The 22784-nt window shown below is 29.7% G+C and carries 15 protein-coding genes; 3 read left to right on the forward strand and 12 right to left on the reverse strand.

Annotation, left to right across the window (positions count from 1 at the left end):
• Positions 1–97: 97 nt before the first annotated feature.
• Together GOM42_RS11370 and deoC are read right to left on the reverse strand one after the other, a co-directional pair.
• Positions 98–2383 (reverse strand): AAA family ATPase, encoded by a 2286-nt coding sequence (locus tag GOM42_RS11370; protein ID WP_061415876.1) that lies wholly within the window; start codon positions 2381–2383, stop codon positions 98–100.
• 200 nt (positions 2384–2583) lie between these two features.
• Positions 2584–3258 carry a deoxyribose-phosphate aldolase gene (gene deoC / locus GOM42_RS11375; RefSeq protein ID WP_003470931.1) on the reverse strand — a complete coding sequence of 225 codons (675 nt, stop codon included), beginning with the start codon at positions 3256–3258 and terminating at the stop codon, positions 2584–2586.
• 256 nt (positions 3259–3514) lie between these two features.
• On the opposite strand from deoC, the gene GOM42_RS11380 reads away from it, so the two are divergent.
• Positions 3515–3922 (forward strand): hypothetical protein, encoded by a 408-nt coding sequence (locus tag GOM42_RS11380; protein WP_003451377.1) that lies wholly within the window; start codon positions 3515–3517, stop codon positions 3920–3922.
• A 197-nt stretch (positions 3923–4119) separates the two neighbouring features.
• On the opposite strand, the gene GOM42_RS11385 is transcribed toward GOM42_RS11380, so the two are convergent.
• Positions 4120–6669: a calcium-translocating P-type ATPase, PMCA-type gene (locus GOM42_RS11385; protein ID WP_057231911.1), complete on the reverse strand. Its 2550-nt coding sequence runs from the start codon at positions 6667–6669 to the stop codon at positions 4120–4122.
• Between the two features lie 244 nt (positions 6670–6913).
• Between GOM42_RS11385 and GOM42_RS11390 the strand changes: the two genes are divergently transcribed.
• Positions 6914–8563, forward strand: coding sequence for a putative manganese-dependent inorganic diphosphatase (locus tag GOM42_RS11390; RefSeq protein ID WP_003451432.1), 1650 nt, complete (start codon positions 6914–6916; stop codon positions 8561–8563).
• A 42-nt stretch (positions 8564–8605) separates the two neighbouring features.
• On the opposite strand, the gene GOM42_RS11395 is transcribed toward GOM42_RS11390, so the two are convergent.
• From GOM42_RS11395 to GOM42_RS11430, 8 genes are all read right to left on the reverse strand, one after another.
• Entirely contained in the window at positions 8606–9247 is a 642-nt protein-coding gene (locus tag GOM42_RS11395) for an HAD-IB family hydrolase (protein WP_003454832.1), read from the reverse strand.
• An 83-nt stretch (positions 9248–9330) separates the two neighbouring features.
• A complete protein-coding gene (locus tag GOM42_RS11400) occupies positions 9331–9705 on the reverse strand; it encodes a DUF1292 domain-containing protein (protein WP_003451221.1) in 375 nt (124 codons plus the stop codon).
• A 209-nt stretch (positions 9706–9914) separates the two neighbouring features.
• Positions 9915–11309: a glutamate decarboxylase gene (locus GOM42_RS11405; protein ID WP_003455061.1), complete on the reverse strand. Its 1395-nt coding sequence runs from the start codon at positions 11307–11309 to the stop codon at positions 9915–9917.
• Between the two features lie 585 nt (positions 11310–11894).
• Complete coding sequence (locus tag GOM42_RS11410; protein WP_011591039.1) at positions 11895–12950, reverse strand: DUF2776 domain-containing protein; 1056 nt, start codon at positions 12948–12950, stop codon at positions 11895–11897.
• Between the two features lie 119 nt (positions 12951–13069).
• Positions 13070–14488 carry a glutamate:gamma-aminobutyrate antiporter gene (gene gadC, locus GOM42_RS11415; protein WP_003454789.1) on the reverse strand — a complete coding sequence of 473 codons (1419 nt, stop codon included), beginning with the start codon at positions 14486–14488 and terminating at the stop codon, positions 13070–13072.
• 701 nt (positions 14489–15189) lie between these two features.
• Positions 15190–18699 (reverse strand): pyruvate:ferredoxin (flavodoxin) oxidoreductase, encoded by a 3510-nt coding sequence (gene nifJ / locus GOM42_RS11420; RefSeq protein ID WP_025647475.1) that lies wholly within the window; start codon positions 18697–18699, stop codon positions 15190–15192.
• 110 nt (positions 18700–18809) lie between these two features.
• A complete protein-coding gene (locus tag GOM42_RS11425; RefSeq protein ID WP_003451301.1) occupies positions 18810–19235 on the reverse strand; it encodes a flavodoxin in 426 nt (141 codons plus the stop codon).
• A gap of 206 nt (positions 19236–19441) precedes the next feature.
• Complete coding sequence (locus tag GOM42_RS11430) at positions 19442–20515, reverse strand: undecaprenyldiphospho-muramoylpentapeptide beta-N-acetylglucosaminyltransferase (protein ID WP_003451085.1); 1074 nt, start codon at positions 20513–20515, stop codon at positions 19442–19444.
• A 184-nt stretch (positions 20516–20699) separates the two neighbouring features.
• Between GOM42_RS11430 and GOM42_RS11435 the strand changes: the two genes are divergently transcribed.
• Positions 20700–20879, forward strand: coding sequence for an alpha/beta-type small acid-soluble spore protein (locus tag GOM42_RS11435; protein WP_003451068.1), 180 nt, complete (start codon positions 20700–20702; stop codon positions 20877–20879).
• Positions 20880–20999: 120 nt separating this feature from the next.
• Here GOM42_RS11435 and recJ read toward each other — a convergent pair whose 3' ends face one another.
• Entirely contained in the window at positions 21000–22778 is a 1779-nt protein-coding gene (recJ, locus tag GOM42_RS11440; RefSeq protein ID WP_011591040.1) for a single-stranded-DNA-specific exonuclease RecJ, read from the reverse strand.
• Positions 22779–22784: the final 6 nt, after the last annotated feature.

Here is a 22784-nt window from a genome sequence, read left to right on the forward strand (position 1 = left end):
TTCTTTTCCATATTTTAACATATTTTAATTATTTATGTCAAATAATACTAAAATAAATTAAACCTATAGAAACAAACTCTATAGGCTTAATAAGATATTAATTGTCCTTAAATTTTTTAATTTCTTCACTAATTTTATTTCCTATATCTTCAAGAGGCATAGTGTCATTTAGAAGCAATGTACTAAGAGCTTCATTTATATCTTTCATAAGATATATCTTAAATTCACCCTTTCTCACAGCCTCTTCTATTTCACTATTTAATATAAGCTCATCTTTATTGCTTTCTGGTATTAAAACAGCTTTTCCAATATAAGTGCCAATTTTTTTGCATACATTGAAAAATCCTTCTATTTTTTCATTTACTCCACCTATTGGTTGCACCTGTCCAAATTGATTTAATGAACCTGTTACTGCAATGCTTTGATCTACAGGTATTTTACTTAAAGAAGAAATCATAGCAATTACTTCTGCCACAGAAGCACTATCTCCTTCTATTTTTCCATAAAGCTGCTCAAAACTTAGTTGAAAGTCAACAGGTAAAGCTTCATAAGAATTAAAGAAGCTACTTAAAAAGCCTCTTAGAATATTTAAAGATTTATTATGAATGTTTCCACTTAAATTGCTTTCTCTTTGTGCATCCATAATTTTTCCGCTACCTTTATAACAAGTACAAGTTATTCTCATAGGCTTTCCAAAGCTCATATAACCAAAATCTATAACAGACAATCCATTTACACTTCCAATAATTCTATCTTCTATATCTAAAATTATCTTCTTTTCCTCATACATTTCTAAATAATCTTTTTCAATTTCACTGCATTGATTTACAACCGCTTCTATTGAATCCTTATCTATCAATGACTTATTATTATTTTTTGCCTCTTCATTTCCAAGAAGTAATACTCTCTCTATTTCATCAATATCCCAAAGAATTTTCTTCCTTGTTCCAGCTTTTCTTGCTAATTGTTTTCCAATAGCATTGATTCCAGAAGTAGAGATCTTTATTAAATCATTATCTATTATGACTTTATCAACAAGATCTACCAAAGATTTTTTATTTTCATCTATTCCTATTAAGTTTGAAAATTCAGCTCTAATCCTAAATATTTTCTTGAAGTCTTCATCATGGTTATACAAAATATCATAACTTTCAAAATCTCCTATTAAAATTACATTTACCTTAATAGGTATTGGATCTGGATTTAACCCATTTAATGAAAGCACTTCTAAATATCCTCTATTAAAATCATAATTTATCTTTCCATGAAGTAACGCCCTTCTCAAATAATAATAGCTATTTGCATTATTAACTAAAGAACTTAACCTAAGTATTATGCACCCTTCATTTGCTTCAAGTAATGAACCTGATTTTATAAGTTTTACATCAGTTGAATACACACCATTATGATTTTCATACTCTATAGTTCCTAAAAGATTATTTAAGCTTGGATCTTCTTCAAAAATAACCTTAGGAGCCTCTTGCCCCTTGCTGTTTTTTATGATATTACAAACATACTTTGAAATAATCTCATTTATCTTTTCTTCATCATCATCAAAGTTTATTGTGTAATTATCAATCAATAGGTTTTCTAAACTTTCACAAACATCTATAAGATAGTTATAAGCTTCATTCTCATCTTTAAAATTATCCTTTATTTTTTCTTTAACACTTGCTGATTCATTTTCTAAATAGGTTCTAAGTATCCCCTTTAATTTTTCAATGGAATCTAACTCTATATTTTTTAATTCTTCAAGAACTCCTTCTGCTCCCTCTTTTAACTTGTCAGCCTTTACAGAAATATCCCCTTTACTATTCTCTTCTAGATCATCAAACTCCTCTTCTGTCATAGCTTCTCCATCTACTAAAGGAATAAATGCAAAGCCTGAAGAAGTTGCTTTTAAATCAAATCCTTCTTCCTTTGCACTCTTTATTAAGTCCCCTATATAATAATTTCTCTTTTTTTGTATATCATTTATAATCTCTTCCTTTTCTTTATTTATTGAAGAATTATAAAAAGCATATATTTCATCATAATAAAAAGATTTTAGATATTCTAAAGTTTCATCTAACTTTTCTCCCATTCCATTTTCTAGAAATATAACCTTAGGAACCCTAATATCTTCTAAGGTAACATAACATATATCCTTAGGCTTACCTCTACTTTTCATTTTATCTTCTAGATGTACCATTATGTCTTTAAGCTTTTGTTTTGAAAATTCATCAATTAGGTAAACATTAAATCCTTCTTTATTTATGCTTAATGCTTCATCAATTTTCTTAAAAACCCCTTGATACTCATTACCATAGGATTCTTTCTCACCTATCCCACTAGTAAAATCTTCATTATAAATTACTTCTTTTGGAGTTAACTCTCTTCTCATAAAAATTCACTCATAAAACTAATCTTAGCTTTAATAGAGTAACCTCCTCTTTATAAGTACTTTATTATATTAATATTCTATAACTTTAAAATTAGCCATCATTTTCTATTTTTTATTTATTTTTTTCTTCGACAAAAAAGCCTATAGAAATTTTTCTATAGGCTTTACTAAGTAAATATCTTATTTAATTTAGTTATATATTAATATGTTGAATCTGAAACTTTTCCTTCACATATAGCTATTGAAGCTGATGCTCCTATTCTAGTAGCACCATTTTTGATTACAGCTTCAGCATCTTCTATTGATCTTACTCCACCTGATGCTTTAACTCCCATTTCTGGTCCTACAGTTTCTCTCATTAATTTAATATCTTCTGGAGTTGCTCCACCTGTTGAGAATCCAGTTGATGTTTTAACGAAATCTGCTCCTGCTTTTTTAGCTAATTCACAAGCTTTAACTTTTTCTTCTTCAGTTAAAAGACAAGTTTCTATTATAACTTTTGTAAGCGCTTTCTTATCAGCCGCATCTACAACAGCTTTTATATCTTTCTCTACATATTCATAATCTTTATCTTTTAATCTTCCTATGTTTATAACCATATCAACTTCGTCTGCACCTTTTGCTATTGCATCTTTAGTTTCAAAAGCTTTAACTTCCATAGTGTTTGCTCCTAAAGGGAAACCTATTACTGTACAAACCTTTACTTCGCTGCCTTTTAAAAGTTTAGCTGCTAATTCTACATTAGTAGGGTTTATGCAAACTGAAGCAAAATTGTATTCTAAAGCTTCTTTGCAAAGCTTTTCTATTGATGCCTTATCAGCTTCTGGTTTTAATATAGTGTGGTCTATCATTTTTGCTAATTGTTGTTTATCCATAATACTTCCTCCTAAGATAACATTTTCATTACATATCTAATTATAGAATATAAATTCTAATAAGTCTATAATTTAAATATTTACATTGAATAAATTTAACACTACATGTTTATATAAAATTCTTATTCTATGGGCTTTTGGACACTATCAAAGTATTTTAATATATTTAATATTATGTTATAATACTATCTATCATATAATATGTATTTATAGTAATAATAAATGTAAATTCGTCAACTTAAAAGGAGTTATAATTATGGGTTTCAAAGAAAAATTATCTAAATATTACACTGATTCTTATCTTGAAAAATACGGCGATAGAATGGCTCAATTTCAAGGAAGCGTAATTTCTGAAAAAATCGAAGAAAAAACTATTCTTTGGATATTCCACAAATTAGTTGTTACTTTAATAGTTAAACCTGAGAGAAGTAAGCAAATAATAAAATGCGTATATAAGAAGAATCGTTGGTTTAAAAAACCTACTTTCATAAGTGTGAAAAAAGGAAATAATGTTATAGTTCAAGGACTTAAATCAAATAAGGAAAATGAAAAAGAGTATATTGCTCTAAATAACATACTTAACTTAACTACTAAACAAGATTTAGTACCTGTAGACCATTCACAATTAAAGAAAGCTAGACAACAACAATTTAAACAAAGATAAAAAGCTGTATATTAATACAGCTTTTTTTATTTAAAGCTTACAAACATATTCTGAAAATTACTAGATTTCGCTAATAATTTAAATTCTAAAGCTTATCTAGATATTCTCTTCATATTTTTTGTAAGTTTTATAAAAAATTATTTTGATACACACCATTTTTATATTAAAAAAATAATAATTTATATATCTCATTAAATTTATTTCTTTACTTTTATAAATAAGTATAAGCTATTTATAAAGAATATTATTGTTGAGAAGAATAAAACTATTAACCAATGATTTATACCTAGTACTGTGGTATGGAATATTCCACTAAAGAAAGGAATGTAAATAATACTTAATAACATAAGTATTGATATTGCTACTGCACCTACCAAGTACATATTAGTAAATAATTTTATTTCAAAAATTGAATGTCTTTCTGATCTACATTCAAAAACATGTAATAATTGAGACATAACTAATGTTGATAAAGCCATAGTTCTACATGTACTTAAATCCATTCCATATAATCCACCAACAATAAAGGTTAGTAAGGTACATATTCCAATTAAACATCCTCTTACTAAAATTTTCTCAGTAAGTCCCCTAGCAAATATACCTTCTTTCTTACTTCTAGGCTGTTGATTCATTATATCCTTATCAGCAGGATCTACTCCTAAGGCTATTGCTGGTAGTCCATCTGTAGCTAAATTTACAAAAAGTATTTGTATAGGTAACATAGGAGTTGGAAGATAGAATATGGTAGCTAAAAACATTGTTAAAACCTCTCCTAAATTACATGACAATAAATATCTTATGAATTTTCTTATATTATCATATATTATTCTTCCCTCTTCTACTGCTGATACTATGGTTTCAAAGTTATCATCCATTAAAATCATTGATGAAGCTTCCTTTGTAACATCAGTGCCTGAAATTCCCATAGCAACCCCAATATCAGCTTCTTTTATAGCTGGAGCATCATTTACTCCATCTCCAGTCATAGCAACTATATTTCCATTTTGCTTAAATGCCTTAACTATTCTAAGCTTATGATTAGGAGTAACCCTAGCAAATATTCTCAGCTTATTAACTCTCTTTTTAAGTTCTTTATCATCTAATTTGTCTAATTCTTCTCCAGTTATTACTTGATCCTGAGACTTAGCAATATTTAAATCTTTTCCTATGGCAAAAGCAGTGTTTTTATGGTCACCAGTTATCATTACAGGAGTTATTCCTGCTAATCTACATTTTATAACTGAGTCCTTAACCTCTGGTCTAGGTGGATCTATTATCCCTGCAATTCCAAGGAATATAAGTTCATTTTCAAGACTTTCACTTCTAGTTAAATTATCTACTCTATATGCTCCTCCTATACATCTTAGTGCCCTATTACTCATATTCTCCACAACATTTAATATTTGTTGTTTCTTTTGAGAAGTTAGTAATTTAACTCTTCCTTCTTCATGTATATATCTACATTTATTTATAAGTCTTTCTGGAGCACCTTTTACATAACAAGCCTCTCTTCCATTCTCCTTAACTATAACTGACATCATTTTTCTGCTTGAATCAAAAGGTATATCAAAAACTCTATTTACATTAGATACTGTATTTTTTAATACATCTACATTATTAAAATATGCCTTTATTAAGGCTGTTTCTGTAGGATCACCATTTAATACATCATCTAACTTATCCTTTGAAAAGTCATAATTACAATCATTACAATAAACAAAGGCTTTCATTAAAATAGGTGAATTTGGAATTTTATCCACATCTAATCTACAATGCTTTCCATCTACAAAAATTTCTTTAACAGTCATCTTATTCTGAGTTAAGGTACCAGTCTTATCACTACATATAACTGAGGTACATCCTAGTGTTTCAACAGCTGGTAATTTCTTTACTAAGGCATTTCTTTTTAACATTCTAGAAACTCCTAAAGCTAAAGAAACTGTTACTATAGCCGCCAATCCTTCTGGTATAGCCGCTACGGCTAAACTAACACCTAGCAAAAACATTTCTGTTAAATCATTTCCTCTTATAATACCTAATATAGTAACTAAAGCACATATAGCTAAACATAATACAAGTAAAATTTTCCCTAATCCATCCAATCTCTCTTTAAGAGGAGATTTTTCCTCTTCTATGTCCTGTAACATATCTGCTATAGACCCCATTTTTGTACTCATACCTATAGCTGTTACTCTAAATCTTCCTTTACCTTTTAATACTTTAGTCCCCATGTAAATTAAAGAAGCTTCTTTAGAATTATTTGTTTTGTTAACTCCAACTGATTCTCCAGTAAGTAATGACTCATCAATCATAAAGTTTGTACACTCAAAGATTTCTCCATCAGCAGGAACTCTATCTCCAGCCTCTAATATTACAACATCCCCTATAGTTAATTCATTAGCATTAATTACCTTAATATTCCCATCTCTTAATACCTTACAAGTAGGTGCTGCTAAGGATTTTAATGCATCTAAAGATTTTTCCGTCTTAAATTCCTGTACAAATCCTAAAATTCCGTTTATTACAACAATAACAAATATGGTAATAGCATCTGCAACATCTCCCATAAGTCCTGATATAATAGTAGCTCCAATTAAAACCCATATTATAAAATCATTAAATTGTTGTAATAATATTTTTATAGCAGATACCTTTTTCTTTTCTGTTATTTCATTTAATCCAAATTTTTCTATTCGTTGTTTAGCTTCTTGAGTTGTTAACCCTCTAAAGAGTTCTTTCTCATGCATAACTTCTTGTTCCTCCTTCTTTTCCTAGCAATCTATTGTAATATATGTTTAAACAACTTGCTTTTAGAACTAAAAAATTTCTTATGTAACACCCTATATTAAGAATAATTCTTAAATTTTACCTCATAGAAAATTCTATTAAACTATGATAAAATGAGTGTTGTTAAACTTTACTTTTCATAATTTAGGAATTAAAATATATTCATGAATTAAAAAATTTCGAATAACAAAGGAGGCAACCTAAATGAAGGATGTTATATACATTACAGGACATAAAAATCCTGATTCAGATTCAATATGTGCTGCTTTAGCATATGCTGAATTTAAAAACAAAACTCAAGACACTCCTGCTATACCAGTTAGATTAGGAAATGTTAGCCAAGAGACTCAATACATACTTGATTATTTTGGTGTAGAAGCACCTCAATTTTTAGAAACAGTTAAACTAAAAGTTGAAGATTTAGAAATGGATAAAATAGCTCCATTAGCTCCAGAAGTTTCATTAAAAATGGCTTGGAACATAATGAGAGATAAAAACTTAAAATCAATCCCTGTTGCTGATGGAAATAACCACTTACTTGGAATGTTATCAACATCAAACATAACTGCAACATACATGGATATTTGGGATAGCAATATTCTTGCTAAAAGTGCTACTTCATTAGATAACATATTAGATACATTATCTGCTGAAGCTCAAAACATAAATGAAGAAAGAAAAGTATTCCCAGGAAAAGTTGTAGTTGCTGCTATGCAAGCTGAATCTTTAAAAGAATTCATAAGCGAAGGCGACATAGCTATAGCTGGAGATAGAGCTGAAATACAAGCTGAATTAATAGAGTTAAAAGTTTCTTTATTAATAGTAACAGGTGGACATACACCTTCTAAAGAAATAATAGAACTTGCTAAGAAAAATAACATAACTGTTATTACAACTCCTCATGATTCATTCACTGCATCAAGATTAATCGTTCAAAGTTTACCAGTAGACTATGTTATGACTAAAGATAACTTAGTAGCTGTATCTACTGATGATTTAGTTGAAGATGTAAAAGTAACAATGAGTGAAACTAGATACAGTAACTATCCTGTAATAGATGAAAATAACAAAGTAGTTGGTTCAATTGCAAGATTCCACTTAATTTCTACTCATAAGAAAAAAGTTATCCAAGTTGACCATAACGAAAGAGGTCAATCAGTACATGGTTTAGAAGATGCTGAAGTATTAGAAATCATAGACCATCATAGAGTTGCAGATATCCAAACTGGTAACCCTATATACTTCAGAAATGAACCTCTTGGAAGTACTTCAACAATAGTTGCTAAGAGATTCTTCGAAAATGGAATCAGACCATCAAGAGAAGCTGCTGGACTTTTATGTGGAGCTATAATTTCAGACACATTATTATTTAAATCACCAACTTGTACTCCACAAGACGTGAAAATGTGCAGAAAACTTGCTGAAATAGCAGGAATAGTTCCTGAAACATTTGCTAAAGAAATGTTTAAAGCTGGTACTTCATTAAAAGGAAAGTCTATTGAAGAAATATTCAACGCTGACTTCAAACCTTTCACAATTGAAGGTGTTAAAGTAGGTGTTGCTCAAGTTAACACAATGGACATAGAAGGATTCATGCCTTTAAAAGGTGAAATGTTAGATTACATGAATCAAAAAGCTGAATCAATGGGATTAGAAATGATTATGTTATTACTTACTGACATAATAAATGAAGGTTCACAAATATTAGTGGCTGGAAGAAGTCCTGAAATAGCTGAAGAAGCATTCAAAGTTAAATTAGAGGACTCAACTACTTTCTTACCTGGAGTTCTTTCAAGAAAGAAACAAGTTGTACCACCATTAACTCAAATAATCACAACAAGAGTTAGTAAATAATTTTAATTAAGATAAAAGCAATCTCTAAATAGAGATTGCTTTTTATTTCCAATTTAAAATCTTATAATCCTTATTATTTTTCTTATAATTTATTAAGTAGCCATTTCCTACTAGATCTAATAAAGGTTTATCTGAAAGGGAATCTGAAAACATATATGAATTTTTATAATCTACCTCTATATTATTTTCTTGTAAGTATTCCTTAAGTCTTCTAACCTTTTCTTCCCCTTTGCAGTTCTCCCCTACCATTTTTCTTTCAAACTTTCCTTCATTAAATGAGAACCTTGTTCCTATTATAACATCCACTTCTTTTATATTATAAAGTTCATTTAAATAAAATTCTGGCGAAGCTGATATTAAGTAAATTTTATATCCTTCTGATTTTAACTTTTTCATCATATCAATAGAATCTTTATAAATTATCTTACTTAAAACCTCATCATAATATTTTTTCACAAGGATTTTTAAATCCTTCTCCTCTACTCCATCTATAAATTTAAGAAATGATTGCTTAACCTTTTTTTCATCATAAAACTTTAATCCATACATAAGTCCTGAAAAAGCAGCCCTTGGTAAAAATTTTAAGTTTTTCTTATCTTCTTTTATTAAAAATTTAAATAACTGTAGTAAAGTTTCCTTACTAGTTAAAGTAAAATCAACATCAAATATAGCTAATTTCTCCATGTCATACACCACACTTCAAATAAAATTTATAAAAAATATTATAAACTAAAAAAAAGATGATGTAAAACATCATCTTTTTTTTATTATTCAGCTACATTTTCTTCGTAGAATTTAACAACTTCATCAAACTCTTCTTCTGAAGGAAGAACTAATTCTCCTTCTTCACCTTGAGATTTGAATAGGTAAACTGATTCATCAGGATGTTGTACTAAAACGTACTCTTCATCTTTATATTCAAAAGCATCAATAACATCACAAGTTATTGTGTTTCCTTCTTCATCTTCTAAATCTACAACGAAATGCTCTAAATGTTCATCTCCGCATCCGCATCCTTCATGATGGTCATGTCCATGATCGTGACCGTGTCCACCACATCCGCATCCTTCATGCTTTTCTTCTTTTTCGCTTCCGCAACCACAGTTACCTCCGCAGCATTTGTTTAAATCTTTATCTGACATAATCTTTCCTCCCTTGTGGAAAATTTACTTTATATTAATTGTAACCTTAAATACAAAATAATAAAAGCATTTTCTTTATAATCTTTAATTATATTCTTAACATAATATAATATTATAATCAATAGAAAATAATATTTCTAGTAAATATACTTCTTAATAGAAAAAACTCTCCTAAAGTTTTTACTTTAAGGAGAGTTTTTTATTATATACTAGTGAGTAAATCCTTGTACTCCTGTTTTAGATTTTTGATTTAAAACTCTTGCGTTATTTAAATCTTCTATAGCTGCTTTTAAGTCTCTTAAGTATAATTCAGCTAAATTATGGCTAAGGTCAGCACGACAAACAATTCTTTGAATTATTGTATCTTGTAAGTCTGCTGGTAATGGGTAAGCTGGTACTTGCCATCCTTTCATTAATAATCTATCTGCTAGATCATATAATGTCCAATCAACATTTACATCATCTCTTAATTTATAACAAACTATTGGTAAGTTTTCACCATTATTGTATATTTGGAATAATCCAGTTTTTTCAAGTTCAGATGCTAAGAACATAGCAACATCTTTTGTTCTTTGATGTATTTGTCTATATCCTTCAAATCCATATCTTAAGAAGTTATAATATTGACCTATAATTTGGCTAGCTGATCTTGAGAAGTTAATTGCCATTGTTGGTATTTTTCCTCCTAAGTAGCTTACGTCAAATACTAATTCTTGTGGTAAGTATTCTTTATCTCTCCATAATACCCAACCTATACCAGGATAAACTAGTCCATATTTATGACCTGATGTACTTATTGAAACAACGTTTTTAAGTCTGAAGTCCCACTCTAGTTCTGGTTCTATAAATGGAGCAAACATACCACCTGAAGCAGCATCTATATGCATTGGAACTGTTAATTTTGCAGTTTTATTATACTCTTCAAGTTTTTTATCTAATGCTTTAATATCATCATATTTACCAGTGTAAGTAATTCCTAGTATTCCAACTACACCAATTGTATAATCATCAACATAGTCTAAAACTTTATCTACATTTATGCTCATATGTTCTTCGTCCATTGGAACTAATCTCATTTCTATATCCCAGTAAACACAGAATTTTTCCCAACATACTTGGTATCCTGAAGAAATTACTAAGTTTGGTTTTCTTGATGTAACATCCATACCTAAAGCTTTAGCTCTATTTCTCCATCTAAATTTCATAGCCATACCACCAAGCATACAAGCTTCTGATGATCCAACTGTTGAAGTTCCCATGAAACTTTCATCCTTTGGTGCATGCCATAAATCTGCTAATATATTTACACAACGATTTTCTAAATCAGTTGTTTGAGGATATTCTGATTTATCTATAGCATTTTTTTCTAATGTTTCCGCCATTAATTTTACAGCTTCATCATCCATGTAAGTTTGACAGAAAGTACATAAGTTTTGACGAGCATTACCTTCATCTAGTAAGTCATCCTTAATTAATCTATATGCAACTTGAGGTGCAATTGATTTTTTAGCTAATTCATATTTAGGAATAGATTCATTACTTTCCACAGTACCAAATATTGGTGTTTCAAATTGACTACCTAATTCATTTTTTCCAAAAAGCATTTTAAATACCTCCTAATTTAGCTAAAAACCACTCTTAATCTCTTCATAACTTTCAAGAAATTAAGAGTAATTTTTAGTTATATAAATCATTTTATCTATATTGCCTTAATGACTACCTCATCAAGTTATTTATATAATACACCTTTTGGTATAATATTTAAATTCGTCAATTCGTTACATTTTGTTAATATTTTATTATTTATTTATTAACATTTAAATTTTCTCTCTAATGCTCTTAATTTCTTCAATTTCCTCTTTTTTTCTCTATAAAATATTTTAGAATGATTTTTATTAATAAATACTTAAAATAAGCTCCATATTTTTAATTATTTTATTTCAAACAAACTTATTATTTCATATTTTAATAAAATAATGCATATATAACAAAATGTTGATTAAATATATCCTTATATAAAATATATTTTAAAATTTATATTTCATTAACATTTTATTAAATATTTAAGTAAAAAATTTCTTTTCAATAACACCTTAATAGATTCAATATTTATAAACCTTTATTTTCATTAAATATTTATAAAAAAAGAAGTGAATCCTTAAAAATTCACTTCCATAAAATACATAAATTTAATTTGATGTACCACTCTCTAATATTGACACTATGGAGAATAATGTGAAGCATATAGCTCCTAATCCAACCATGACATGGGCTGGTACAAAATATGCCATGTTAACTAATTCAGCCTCTGATAAATATGCTGATAAAAATAAACAAGCTAAGGCTGTTATAACAGGTATTAAAGGAATTCTCTTAGATAACTTGCTCTTTCTTCTCCACACTGAAGCAAGTAATAATACCTTACTTGAAATACTATAGCATACTAACCCTAAACCTATTAATACATATCCCGGTGCTATAAAAGTTTGATTTTTACTAAATAAAAGCACACATACTCCTAATATAAGGTTTATACTTCCTAATACAATAACTAATATAGACCATTTCCAACGCTCCTTACTAGTAAAAGTATTTTGTATTTGTCTACAAACACTAGCTACTAATGATATTAAACTTCCACAAACTAAAGATATGCCAAATAGTACAAATCCAGCTACCAAACTAGGTACCTTATCTGTATGTCTTAAGAGATTAAATGAAAATATTAGTCCTATTAAAGTGCATATTATAGGAATAGCTATAAGTACATAGGACATTTCTTTACTAAAACATCCCTTAGGTTTTTCACCTTCTTTTAAATTTTTACTATTACTTGGTATAAGCAAAAACTTTGTTGATGATAATGCCACTGTAGATACACAACATGATATCAGTCCCACACCAAAGCCTATGTTTCCAGCCACAAAATATGCAGGATTTCCTCCATTGTTTAAAGCAAAATACAATCCTCCTACCATGCTTATGGCTGCACATAAATATCCAATGGTAGGGAGAATAAACTTAAAAAATGAATTATATTTATTTATTAATTGTCTTATTATTGTTGCTGCTGTAGTAAATAAAGCTATACATATGGCAGTAAAAAATATTATTACATGACTAGCTATTATATATCCATTGCCAAATTTATCTCCAAGTGTATATATGTATGATCCATAAGTAAGGCATATTATTCCCATTAATAATGGTATGGCTCTAAATAATATGCTTATATAATAATTCATACCTCTCACCTCTTTTATTACATAGTTAAAATTTCAAAACTTTTAATTATTTCTCTATAAAATGTTTGAAGTAGCCTATACTTTTAGGCTACTTCAAATATAACTCTAATTTATTTCTGCTATTTATTCCATTTATCATGTAAAGCATAAATTATAAATGGAATTAAAACTGTTACTATGAAACTTATTGATAGTATAGTTAAATATTCTGATACACTTTTTCCTGTTAATTGTGATGGTGGTACGAATGAAATAACTAAAGCAAATACTGATACAGCGAATCCTGCTATTGCTACTATCATCTTAAATGTTTTTCCACCTGGTACATGATAAGCACGTTTTAAATCTCCATGTTTTAATATTAAAATAATATATCCTATGAAGAATAATAAATATCCAACTAAGTATATAACAACTGTTAATGATATTGCAGTAAGGAATGAAACGTTATTTCCACCACCGCCAAATGTTAAAACAGCTGCCCATATAGTAACTACTAAACCTTGAACTAATACTAATGGAACTGGAACTTCATGATTATTAACTTCAGTTAATTTTTTAGGTAATAATCCTTTTTTAGCTGCTGCATACATACCTTCTGAAGGACCTACAACCCATGAACTTACTTCTGCCATAACTCCTAAAGCTAATAGTAAAGCTACTATTCTTGTTATCCAATCAAAACTTTCACCTAAGTTTACAACTACTAATTGATGGAATGTTTGAACAACACCAGCACTTAAGTTTAATTGCTCAGCAGGAATAACTGCTGCTACTGTTAAACCACCTACTGTATTAAGAACTATTGCTAATACAACAAGTATAAACATAGCTAATGGATAGTTTTTGCTTGCATTTTCTAATTTATTAACATGTGATGCTGATGCTTCAACTCCCATGTATGCTAATATAAATGATACGAATACAACTAATGTATTTACCTTTGTAAAGTCAGGTATAAGAGCATGTGCACTTAAATCAACGTGTACTGGATTACCTTTTGCTATGTACATTATACCTAATATAAATAATATAATTGCTGGAACTACAACTCCGAAAACAAATCCTGCTTTAGCTATTTTAGCTGTATTTTTAGTTCCTCCAAATTGTGAGAAAGTTAATCCCCAGAATATGATTAAAACACCTATAAATTTTATTAATGGATTACTATTTAATGCTGGCCAATTTAGCACATAAGATAGAGCCCCTAATATAAAATAAATCATTGTAACAAATCCAACTGTTATTTGGAACCATTGGAAGAAGATCGCTGCGAATCCCCATCTTTCACCTAAAGTATTACCTACCCAAGCAAAGATACCGCCTTCTTCCCATCCATCTACAGTTGCCATTTCTGCTGCACATAATGCAACTGGTAAGAACCATAAAAGTCCGCCTACGATTAAGAAAAATACTAAATGAAATCCTGATGTTGCAAATGTAGGGTATTCATATACTGTCATTACCATTGATGCTGTCATAGCAAAGAACCCAAACAAAGTAAGTGTTTTTGCATTTGCACTTGATTTACTTGGCATAATAAACGCCTCCTCTGTTGTTATTGTTTAATTTATAATTTTAGAAACTTAAGTTTAATACTTAAGCTTTAACAATTAACAACTATTACCTAAGACAAAAATTTATCACGCTCTAAATTTTTGTCTTGAATAATAGCTACCAACTATATTTAAATAATAACCTTTGTTAACAATTTATTCAAAAGTTTCATTCTTTCATTTTTCTGTATTAATTATTAATTTATTCTATTAATTTTATTTTTCTCTAAAATACTTCAATTTTCTTTTATTTTCTTCCTCTTTAACTTAATATCATCAAGAGAGTTATTTAATTAACATTTTATTAAAAATTTATTGAATAAATATAAAAAAGAATATTTATTTATTTAAAATTTTATTTTTTCTAATTGACCATATAATAATTTTATATTTAAAAATTATTAATATTTATCCCTATACAAAATTATTAATATTCATATCTATACAAAGATATTTAATTCTTATTTTAAATTGATATTTATAGTTTTATCTTTTATAAAAATAGATTATTAATTATTTTTACTTTATAAATTATCTTTCTTAATTATATAACCCCAATACACTTATCATATGAAAATAAATTTAAACAAAAAAATAAGAGTTAGAGCATAAATACTCTAACTCTTATATTACTTTATACTTCAATCAATATATATTAAACGTAATTAGTTATCTACTACTTACTAGTTTGCAGCAAGTTTTTTGTAGTTTTCTAATCTTTCTTTAGCATCTCTTTCAGTCTTTTCGAATAAAGCTTCAGCAGCTTCTGGGAATGCTTTTGCTAATGCAGCGTATCTAACTTCTCCCATTATGAATTCTCTGAAATCACCAGTTGGTTCTTTAGAGTCTAATGAGAATGGATTCTTACCAGTTTCTTTTAACATTGGGTTGAATCTATACATAGCCCAGTATCCGCATTCAACAGCTCTCTTCTCTTCTAATTGAGAGTTACCCATACCAGCTTTTAATCCGTGGCTGATACATGGAGCGTAAGCTATTATTAATGATGGTCCTTTGTATGCTTCAGCTTCAGCTATAGCTTTAAGAGTTTGGTTCTTATCTGCACCCATAGCTATTTGAGCAACATATACATAACCATAGCTCATAGCCATCATTCCTAAATCTTTCTTCTTAGTTCTCTTACCTGCAGCAGCGAATTTAGCGATAGCAGCAGTTGGAGTTGATTTAGAAGCCTGACCACCAGTATTTGAGTAGATTTCTGTATCCATAACAAGTATGTTTACATCTTCTCCACTAGCTAAAACGTGGTCAACTCCACCGTAACCGATGTCGTAAGCCCATCCGTCTCCACCGAAGATCCATTGTGATCTCTTAGCTAAGTAGTCTTGATCTTTTAATATTTCTTTAGCGAACTCGTTAGTTTCACCTTGTAATGCAGCTACAACAGCGTCAGCTCTATCTCTAGTTCCTTCTCCGTTGTCAACTTCAGCTATCCAAGCTTCTAAAGCTTCTTTAGCTTCTGGTTTAACACCAGCTTCAATTGCTTTTCCAGCAAGATCAACTAATCTTTCTCTTATAGCTTTAACTCCTAAGAACATACCTAATCCGAATTCAGCGTTGTCCTCGAATAATGAGTTAGCCCAAGCTGGTCCATGACCATTGTGGTTAGTTGTGTATGGAGTTGAAGGAGCTGATCCACCCCAGATTGATGAACATCCAGTAGCGTTAGCTATCATCATTCTATCTCCGAATAATTGAGTTATAAGTTTAGCATATGGAGTTTCTCCACATCCAGCACAAGCTCCTGAGAACTCGAATAATGGTTGCTCGAATTGGCTACCTTTAACTGTGTTTTTGTTCATTGGGTTTTTCTTAGGTGCAACATCATTTACACAGTAATCCCAAGCTTCTATTTGATCTTCTTGAGTATGTTGTGGTTTCATAACTAAAGCTTTTTCCTTAGCAGGACAAACTTGAGCACAGTTTCCACATCCAGTACAGTCTAAAGTACTTACAGCCATAGTGAATTGCATTGGCTCTTCAGTTTTTAATGCTTTAGCAGCAACTAACTTAGTTGAAGCAGGAGCATTTTTAGCTTCTTCCTCAGTTAATAAGAATGGTCTTATTGTAGCATGAGGACAAACGTAAGCACATTGGTTACATTGGATACAGTTGTCTGCTATCCATTCTGGTATGTTTATACCGATTCCTCTCTTTTCGTATGCAGCAGTACCTGGTTCGAAAGTACCATCTTCCATTCCGTTGAATGCTGATACAGGAAGTTTATCTCCTTCTAATCTGTTCATTGGTTCAACAATGTTTTTGATGAATGCTGGAACTTCTTTAGCTTCAACAACTTCATCTTTAGCGTTAGCCCACTCAGCTGGAACAGTGATTTCAACGATAGCGTCGATTCCTTTGTCTATAGCAGCGTGGTTCATGTTAACAACTTTTTCACCTTTTTTACCGTATGAAGTTACAACAGCATCTTTTAAGTATTTAACTGCGTCTTCTACTGGTATTATGTTAGCTAGTTTGAAGAATGCTGATTGCATGATCATGTTGATTCTTCCACCTAATCCAACTTCTTGAGCTATCTTAACAGCATTTAAAGTATAGAACTTAATGTTGTTTTCAGCTAAGAATCTCTTATAGCTTGCTGGTAAATGTTCAGCAACTTCTTCTGGAGTCCAGATAGTGTTTAATAAGAATGTTCCGTTTTTCTTTAATCCATCTAAAACGAAGTATTTGTTAACATATGATTGGTTATGACAAGCAACGAAATCAGCTTTGTTTATTAAGTAAGGTGATTTTATTGGTTGTTTACCGAATCTTAAGTGAGAAATTGTAACCCCACCTGATTTTTTAGAGTCATATGCAAAGTATCCTTGAGCATACATGTCAGTATGGTCTCCGATGATTTTGATAGCACTCTTGTTAGCTCCAACTGTTCCGTCTGATCCTAATCCCCAGAACTTACAAGCTTTAGTTCCTTCTGGAGTAGTATCTATGTCTCCAACTGGTTCTAATGAAGTGTTAGTTACGTCATCAACTATTGATAAAGTGAATCCATTTTTAGCATCCTCTTTATTTAAGTTTTCGTAAACAGCAACGATATCAGCTGGTACAGTATCTTTTGATCCTAATCCGAATCTACCACCAACTATTACAGGAGCATTTTCTAATCCGTAGAATGCATTTTTAACTTCTAAGTATAGAGGTTCTCCTGCAGCACCTGGTTCTTTAGTTCTATCTAAAACAGCAACCTTTTTAACAGTTTTTGGCATTGCTTTTATTAATCTTTCATTTGAGAATGGTCTGAATAATCTTACTTTGATTAAACCAACTTTTTCTCCTTTAGCGTTTAAGTAGTCTACAGTTTCTTCTATTAAGTCAGTAACTGATCCCATAGCTACGATAACTCTTTCAGCATCTGCTGCTCCATAGTAATCGAAACAGTTGTACTCTCTACCAGTTAACTTAGTGATTTCTTTCATGTAGCTCTCAACTATTTCTGGAACTGCATCGTAGAATTTGTTTACTGCTTCTCTTTCTTGGAAGTAGATGTCTGGGTTTTGAGCTGTACCTCTTGTAACAGGCTTGTTAGGGTTAAGAGCTCTTCTTCTGAACTCTTCTACAGCTTCCATATCTACTAATTCTTTTAATTCATCGTATTGTAAAAGTTCAACTTTTTGTATTTCATGTGATGTTCTGAATCCATCGAAGAAGTTTACGAAAGGTATTCTAGCTTTAAGAGCTGCTAAGTGAGCAACTGCTGATAAATCCATAACCTCTTGAACTGATCCTTCTGCTAACATAGCGAATCCAGTTTGTCTTGCAGCCATAACGTCTTGGTGATCACCGAAGATGTTTAATGCTGAAGTAGCTAATGCTCTAGCTGATACATGGAATACTGATGGTAATAATTCACCAGCTATTTTGTACATGTTTGGTATCATTAATAATAAACCTTGTGAAGCTGTGTAAGTAGTAGTTAAAGCTCCAGCTTGTAATGAACCGTGAACTGCTCCAGCAGCACCTGCTTCTGATTGCATTTCCATTACTTTTACAGGTTGACCAAATATGTTCTTTAATCCTCTTGCACTGTTTTCATCAACCCACTCTGCCATTGGTGATGATGGAGTGATAGGGAATATTGCTGCAACATCAGTGAACGCATATGATATATAAGCGGCAGCTGTGTTACCATCCATAGTTTTCATTTTTCTCATTGCCATTGAGATGACCTCTCTTTCATTAATTTTGTAGATATATAAATTAAAATCTTAAAAATTATAATATATTTAAAGTAATTAATTAAAATTACTTATTAGCATAAGTATTATTTTATTAATTTTTTTGCTAATTCTTTTGCTGAATTAATTTCATCATCGTTTGGTGATTCATTTACAGCTAAGCTACCAACAACGTCGAATCCATAATCTTTCATTCTTTTAACCCATTCAACCATGAATTCTCCATTATCCCAACCATATGATCCAAATAAGATCATTTTTTTGTTGTTATTTGGAGTTAATTTGAATTGATTAACAAATGGTTCCATATCGTATTGTTCTATTCTATTATTATCCATTGAAGGGCTGCCTAAAGCTACTGCATCGGCTTCTAGCACATCTTCTACTTTAGCGTTTGAAACATGTTTTATTAAAACCTCTGCTCCTAAATCTGTTAACTCATCTGCAATAGTGTTTGCTAATACTTCAACATTTCCACCATTGCTCCAATATATTACTGATACTTTACTCATAAAAACACCTCTTATACTTGATAATATATTTTATCTTAAAGCCCAATATTATTTGATACAAAACTAATTTTACTCGACATTAATAATTATACTCTTTGACAGAAATTTTTCAAGTTTCATATTCCGATATTTTGAAACATATTTTTATAGTTTATTCTTAATTCTTGTAAAACTTCTACCATATGCTAAGAATTAACTATAAAAATTTACATATGTGCCGATTTTTTTATTATATCTATGATATTATTAACACCATTGCCTATTTTGCTCATTTTCATGGAATTTAAGTACTTTTCTCTATTTTTTTCTAAATCCTTTATTGATTTTAATAATAATTCTGAATTAAGCTCTTCTTCTTTTATGACCATAGAATATCCACTCTTTTCAAAGGAATTAGCATTTAAAACTTGATCTCCTCTTGAAGCATTAGCTGATAAAGGTATTAATATATTTAACTTTCTAAGAGCTAATAATTCAAATATTGTATTTGCTCCTGCTCTAGATATAACTAAATCTGCTAAAGCCATTAAATCTGGAAGTTCCTCTGATATATACTCATATTGTCTATATCCATCTAAGTTCTTTAATGATTCATCTAAGTTTCCTTTTCCACATAAATGTATAACATTATATTCTTTTAATATCTCATTTAAAATTTTTCTAACGCTTTCATTTATAACTTTTGAACCTAAACTACCACCAATTATCATAAGAACTTTTTTATTTTCTTTGAAGTTACAGAACTTTCTTCCTCTTTCTTTGTCTCCCTTTAAAAGGTCTTCTCTTATTGGAGTTCCTGTTAATTCCCCTTTATTATCCTTTATATATTTTAAACTTTCTGGGAATGTAACACACAGGGTATCACAAAATGGTGATGCTATTTTATTTGCTAATCCAGGGGTTAAATCTGATTCATGAGATACCACAGGAATTTTTTTCATTGAGGCTGCTATTACTACAGGTACTGTAACAAATCCACCCTTTGAAAATATAACATCTGGTTTTTCTTTTGAAAGTATTCTTGAGGCATCCATAACACCTTTTAATACTTTAAAAGGATCTGTAAAGTTTTTTATATCAAAATATCTTCTAAGCTTACCTGATGATATTGAATAATAAGGTATATTTTCCTTAGTTATTATTTCTTTTTCTATACCATTTTTACTTCCTATATATTTTATTTCAAACCCTAACTCTTTTAATTTAGGAACTAAAGCTAAATTTGGGGTAACATGACCTGCAGAACCTCCACCAGTCATAATTATTTTATACTTTTTCAAAAAATCAACTCCCTTAATAAAATGTGATTTTATAATATTTTAAATAAACTATGGTTTTATAAATATTTTTTTGTAATAACTCCTATAATTCCCTCTCATATTTTACTCTATTCTGCACAATATATAAATGCAAACTCAATTAATAGTAATACAAACTCAATTAATAACTAAGGAGGAATGAAAAATGTCACAACATTTAGTACCAGAAGCAAAAAACGGATTATCAAAATTCAAAAATGAAGTAGCAGCTGAAATGGGAGTACCATTCTCAGATTACAATGGAGATTTAAGTTCTAAACAATGCGGAAGCGTTGGTGGAGAAATGGTTAAAAGAATGGTAGAACAATACGAAAAAGGAATTTAACCTGAACCTATTAAAGTCTACTGTTAAATAAAATTAAATATTAATATTGTATATGATTAATTTATGCCTAATTATATACAAAACATTGGAGCAATATTTTAAAATATTGCTCCTTTAATTTTATAATCTAAAGTATTTTACATTAGCTTGAATAGATTTATTCCCATTAAACTCATTTATATTTGGGTAATAAATTAAATCAACGCTAAAGTTGCAATTTCCACCATCTAATACTCTTAATAATTCCTCTTCTCCATATTTATTAGCAAAATCTTCTTTAAATTCCTCAACCTTATTTCCAAAGGCTATGGCATCTATGGTTTTGTAACTATTTCTTAATTTACATCTAAACTTAATTACATTCTGCTCTTTTCCCATTATCCAAACTCTGCTTACTTTAACATCTTTCTCTCCAAAAAGCGGGCTAGAATTTCCTTTTCCAAAGGGTTCTAACTTATCTAAACTATCTACTAATCCATAATTTAAACTTTCTAAAGGTAATTTAACATCTATTCTAACCTTTGGTATTATATCATAATCTGTTAATTTACAGTTTTCTAATAACATATTTCTTAATATAGGTATGTTTTTTTCTTCAACAGATAAACCAGCAGCCATTGGATGTCCTCCAAATTTGCTTATAAGCTCTTTACATTTTGATAATTCCTCAAAAATATTATATTCCTCTATAGACCTTGCAGATCCCTTAGGCATATCTTTTCCTTTAGTCATTATTATTGTAGGAACATTATATTTTTCTTTTATTCTCCCTGCTACAATTCCAGCAATACTTTCATGTATATAAGGATTATAAACTAAAATAACCTTGTCATTTTCCATATTATTATCTTCTATTTGCTTTATTACCATATCAACGCTGTCTTTAGTTAATTCCTGTCTTCTTTGATTAAGCTCAAAAAGCTCCTTAGCTAAAGTATCTGCCCTTTCATCATCTTCAGCTAAAAGCAATTCAACAGATAAGTCAGCTGTTTCAAGTCTTCCAGTGGCATTTATACAAGGGCCTATAACAAACCCTAAGTGATATTGTGCCATTTCCTTTCCTTCAAGACCTGTATATTTCTTTAAAGCTATTAATCCTTTATTTTTAGTATTATTAAGCATTTCTAAGCCATTTTTTACTATTATTCTATTTTCTCCTAATAGATCAACTACATCACACACAGTAGCAATTGCACAAATCTCTAATAATTCTAAAGCTTCCTTCTGTGGAATCCCTAGTTCTTTATATAATGCACATATAAATTTAAAGGCAATTCCTGCTCCACATAGGGATTTAAATGGATAATTACAGTCTTCTTGTTTAGGATTTATAACAGCATAAGCCTTTGGAACTTCTTTATTTATCTCTCCATTTTCATCTTTAACTAAAGGAATATCATGATGATCTGTTAATATTACATCCATGCCTAAATTCTCAGCTAAATCTATTTCTTCAAAGGCTGCAATTCCATTGTCACAAGTTAAAATAACCTTAGTGCCCTCTTCCTTTAAAATTTTAACTCTCTTAGAGTTCATACCATACCCTTCATCTTCCCTATCTGGAATATGATAATTAAAGTTAGCATTGCATCTTTTTAACCCTTTATAAAGAATTGAAGTACTTGATACACCGTCGCAATCATAATCTCCATATATGGTTATTTTATCTCCCTTTTCTATGGCTTCTTTTACCCTTTTAACCCCTTTCTCCATATCTTTCATAAGATAAGGGTTATTTAAATTTTCAATTCCACCAAATAAAAATTCACGTGCATCTTTTTCATCTTTTATATTTCTATTCACTAAAAGGATAGATGTTAATAAATCTATATTTAATTCTTCCTTTAAATTTTCTATTTCATCTCTTTTTCTTTGTTTAAGTAGCCACTGCTCTCTCACGCCATC

It is taken from the genome of Clostridium sp. 16K-1-R1, assembly GCF_023921145.1.
GTDB lineage: Bacteria > Bacillota > Clostridia > Clostridiales > Clostridiaceae > Sarcina > Sarcina perfringens.

What these genes read in the sequence shown, in the direction of transcription:
- GOM42_RS11400 (WP_003451221.1), bottom strand. Translation starts at nt 9,705, where the DNA reads ATGTCAGATAAAGATTTAAACAAATGCTGCGGAGGTAACTGTGGTTGC.
- GOM42_RS11410 (WP_011591039.1), bottom strand. Translation starts at nt 12,950, where the DNA reads ATGAATTATTATATAAGCATATTATTTAGAGCCATACCATTATTAATG.
- GOM42_RS11380 (WP_003451377.1), top strand. Translation starts at nt 3,515, where the DNA reads ATGGGTTTCAAAGAAAAATTATCTAAATATTACACTGATTCTTATCTT.
- GOM42_RS11385 (WP_057231911.1), bottom strand. Translation starts at nt 6,669, where the DNA reads ATGCATGAGAAAGAACTCTTTAGAGGGTTAACAACTCAAGAAGCTAAA.
- GOM42_RS11370 (WP_061415876.1), bottom strand. Translation starts at nt 2,383, where the DNA reads ATGAGAAGAGAGTTAACTCCAAAAGAAGTAATTTATAATGAAGATTTT.
- GOM42_RS11390 (WP_003451432.1), top strand. Translation starts at nt 6,914, where the DNA reads ATGAAGGATGTTATATACATTACAGGACATAAAAATCCTGATTCAGAT.
- GOM42_RS11405 (WP_003455061.1), bottom strand. Translation starts at nt 11,309, where the DNA reads ATGCTTTTTGGAAAAAATGAATTAGGTAGTCAATTTGAAACACCAATA.
- GOM42_RS11395 (WP_003454832.1), bottom strand. Translation starts at nt 9,247, where the DNA reads ATGGAGAAATTAGCTATATTTGATGTTGATTTTACTTTAACTAGTAAG.
- deoC (WP_003470931.1), bottom strand. Translation starts at nt 3,258, where the DNA reads ATGGATAAACAACAATTAGCAAAAATGATAGACCACACTATATTAAAA.
- GOM42_RS11425 (WP_003451301.1), bottom strand. Translation starts at nt 19,235, where the DNA reads ATGAGTAAAGTATCAGTAATATATTGGAGCAATGGTGGAAATGTTGAA.
- gadC (WP_003454789.1), bottom strand. Translation starts at nt 14,488, where the DNA reads ATGCCAAGTAAATCAAGTGCAAATGCAAAAACACTTACTTTGTTTGGG.
- nifJ (WP_025647475.1), bottom strand. Translation starts at nt 18,699, where the DNA reads ATGAGAAAAATGAAAACTATGGATGGTAACACAGCTGCCGCTTATATA.
- GOM42_RS11435 (WP_003451068.1), top strand. Translation starts at nt 20,700, where the DNA reads ATGTCACAACATTTAGTACCAGAAGCAAAAAACGGATTATCAAAATTC.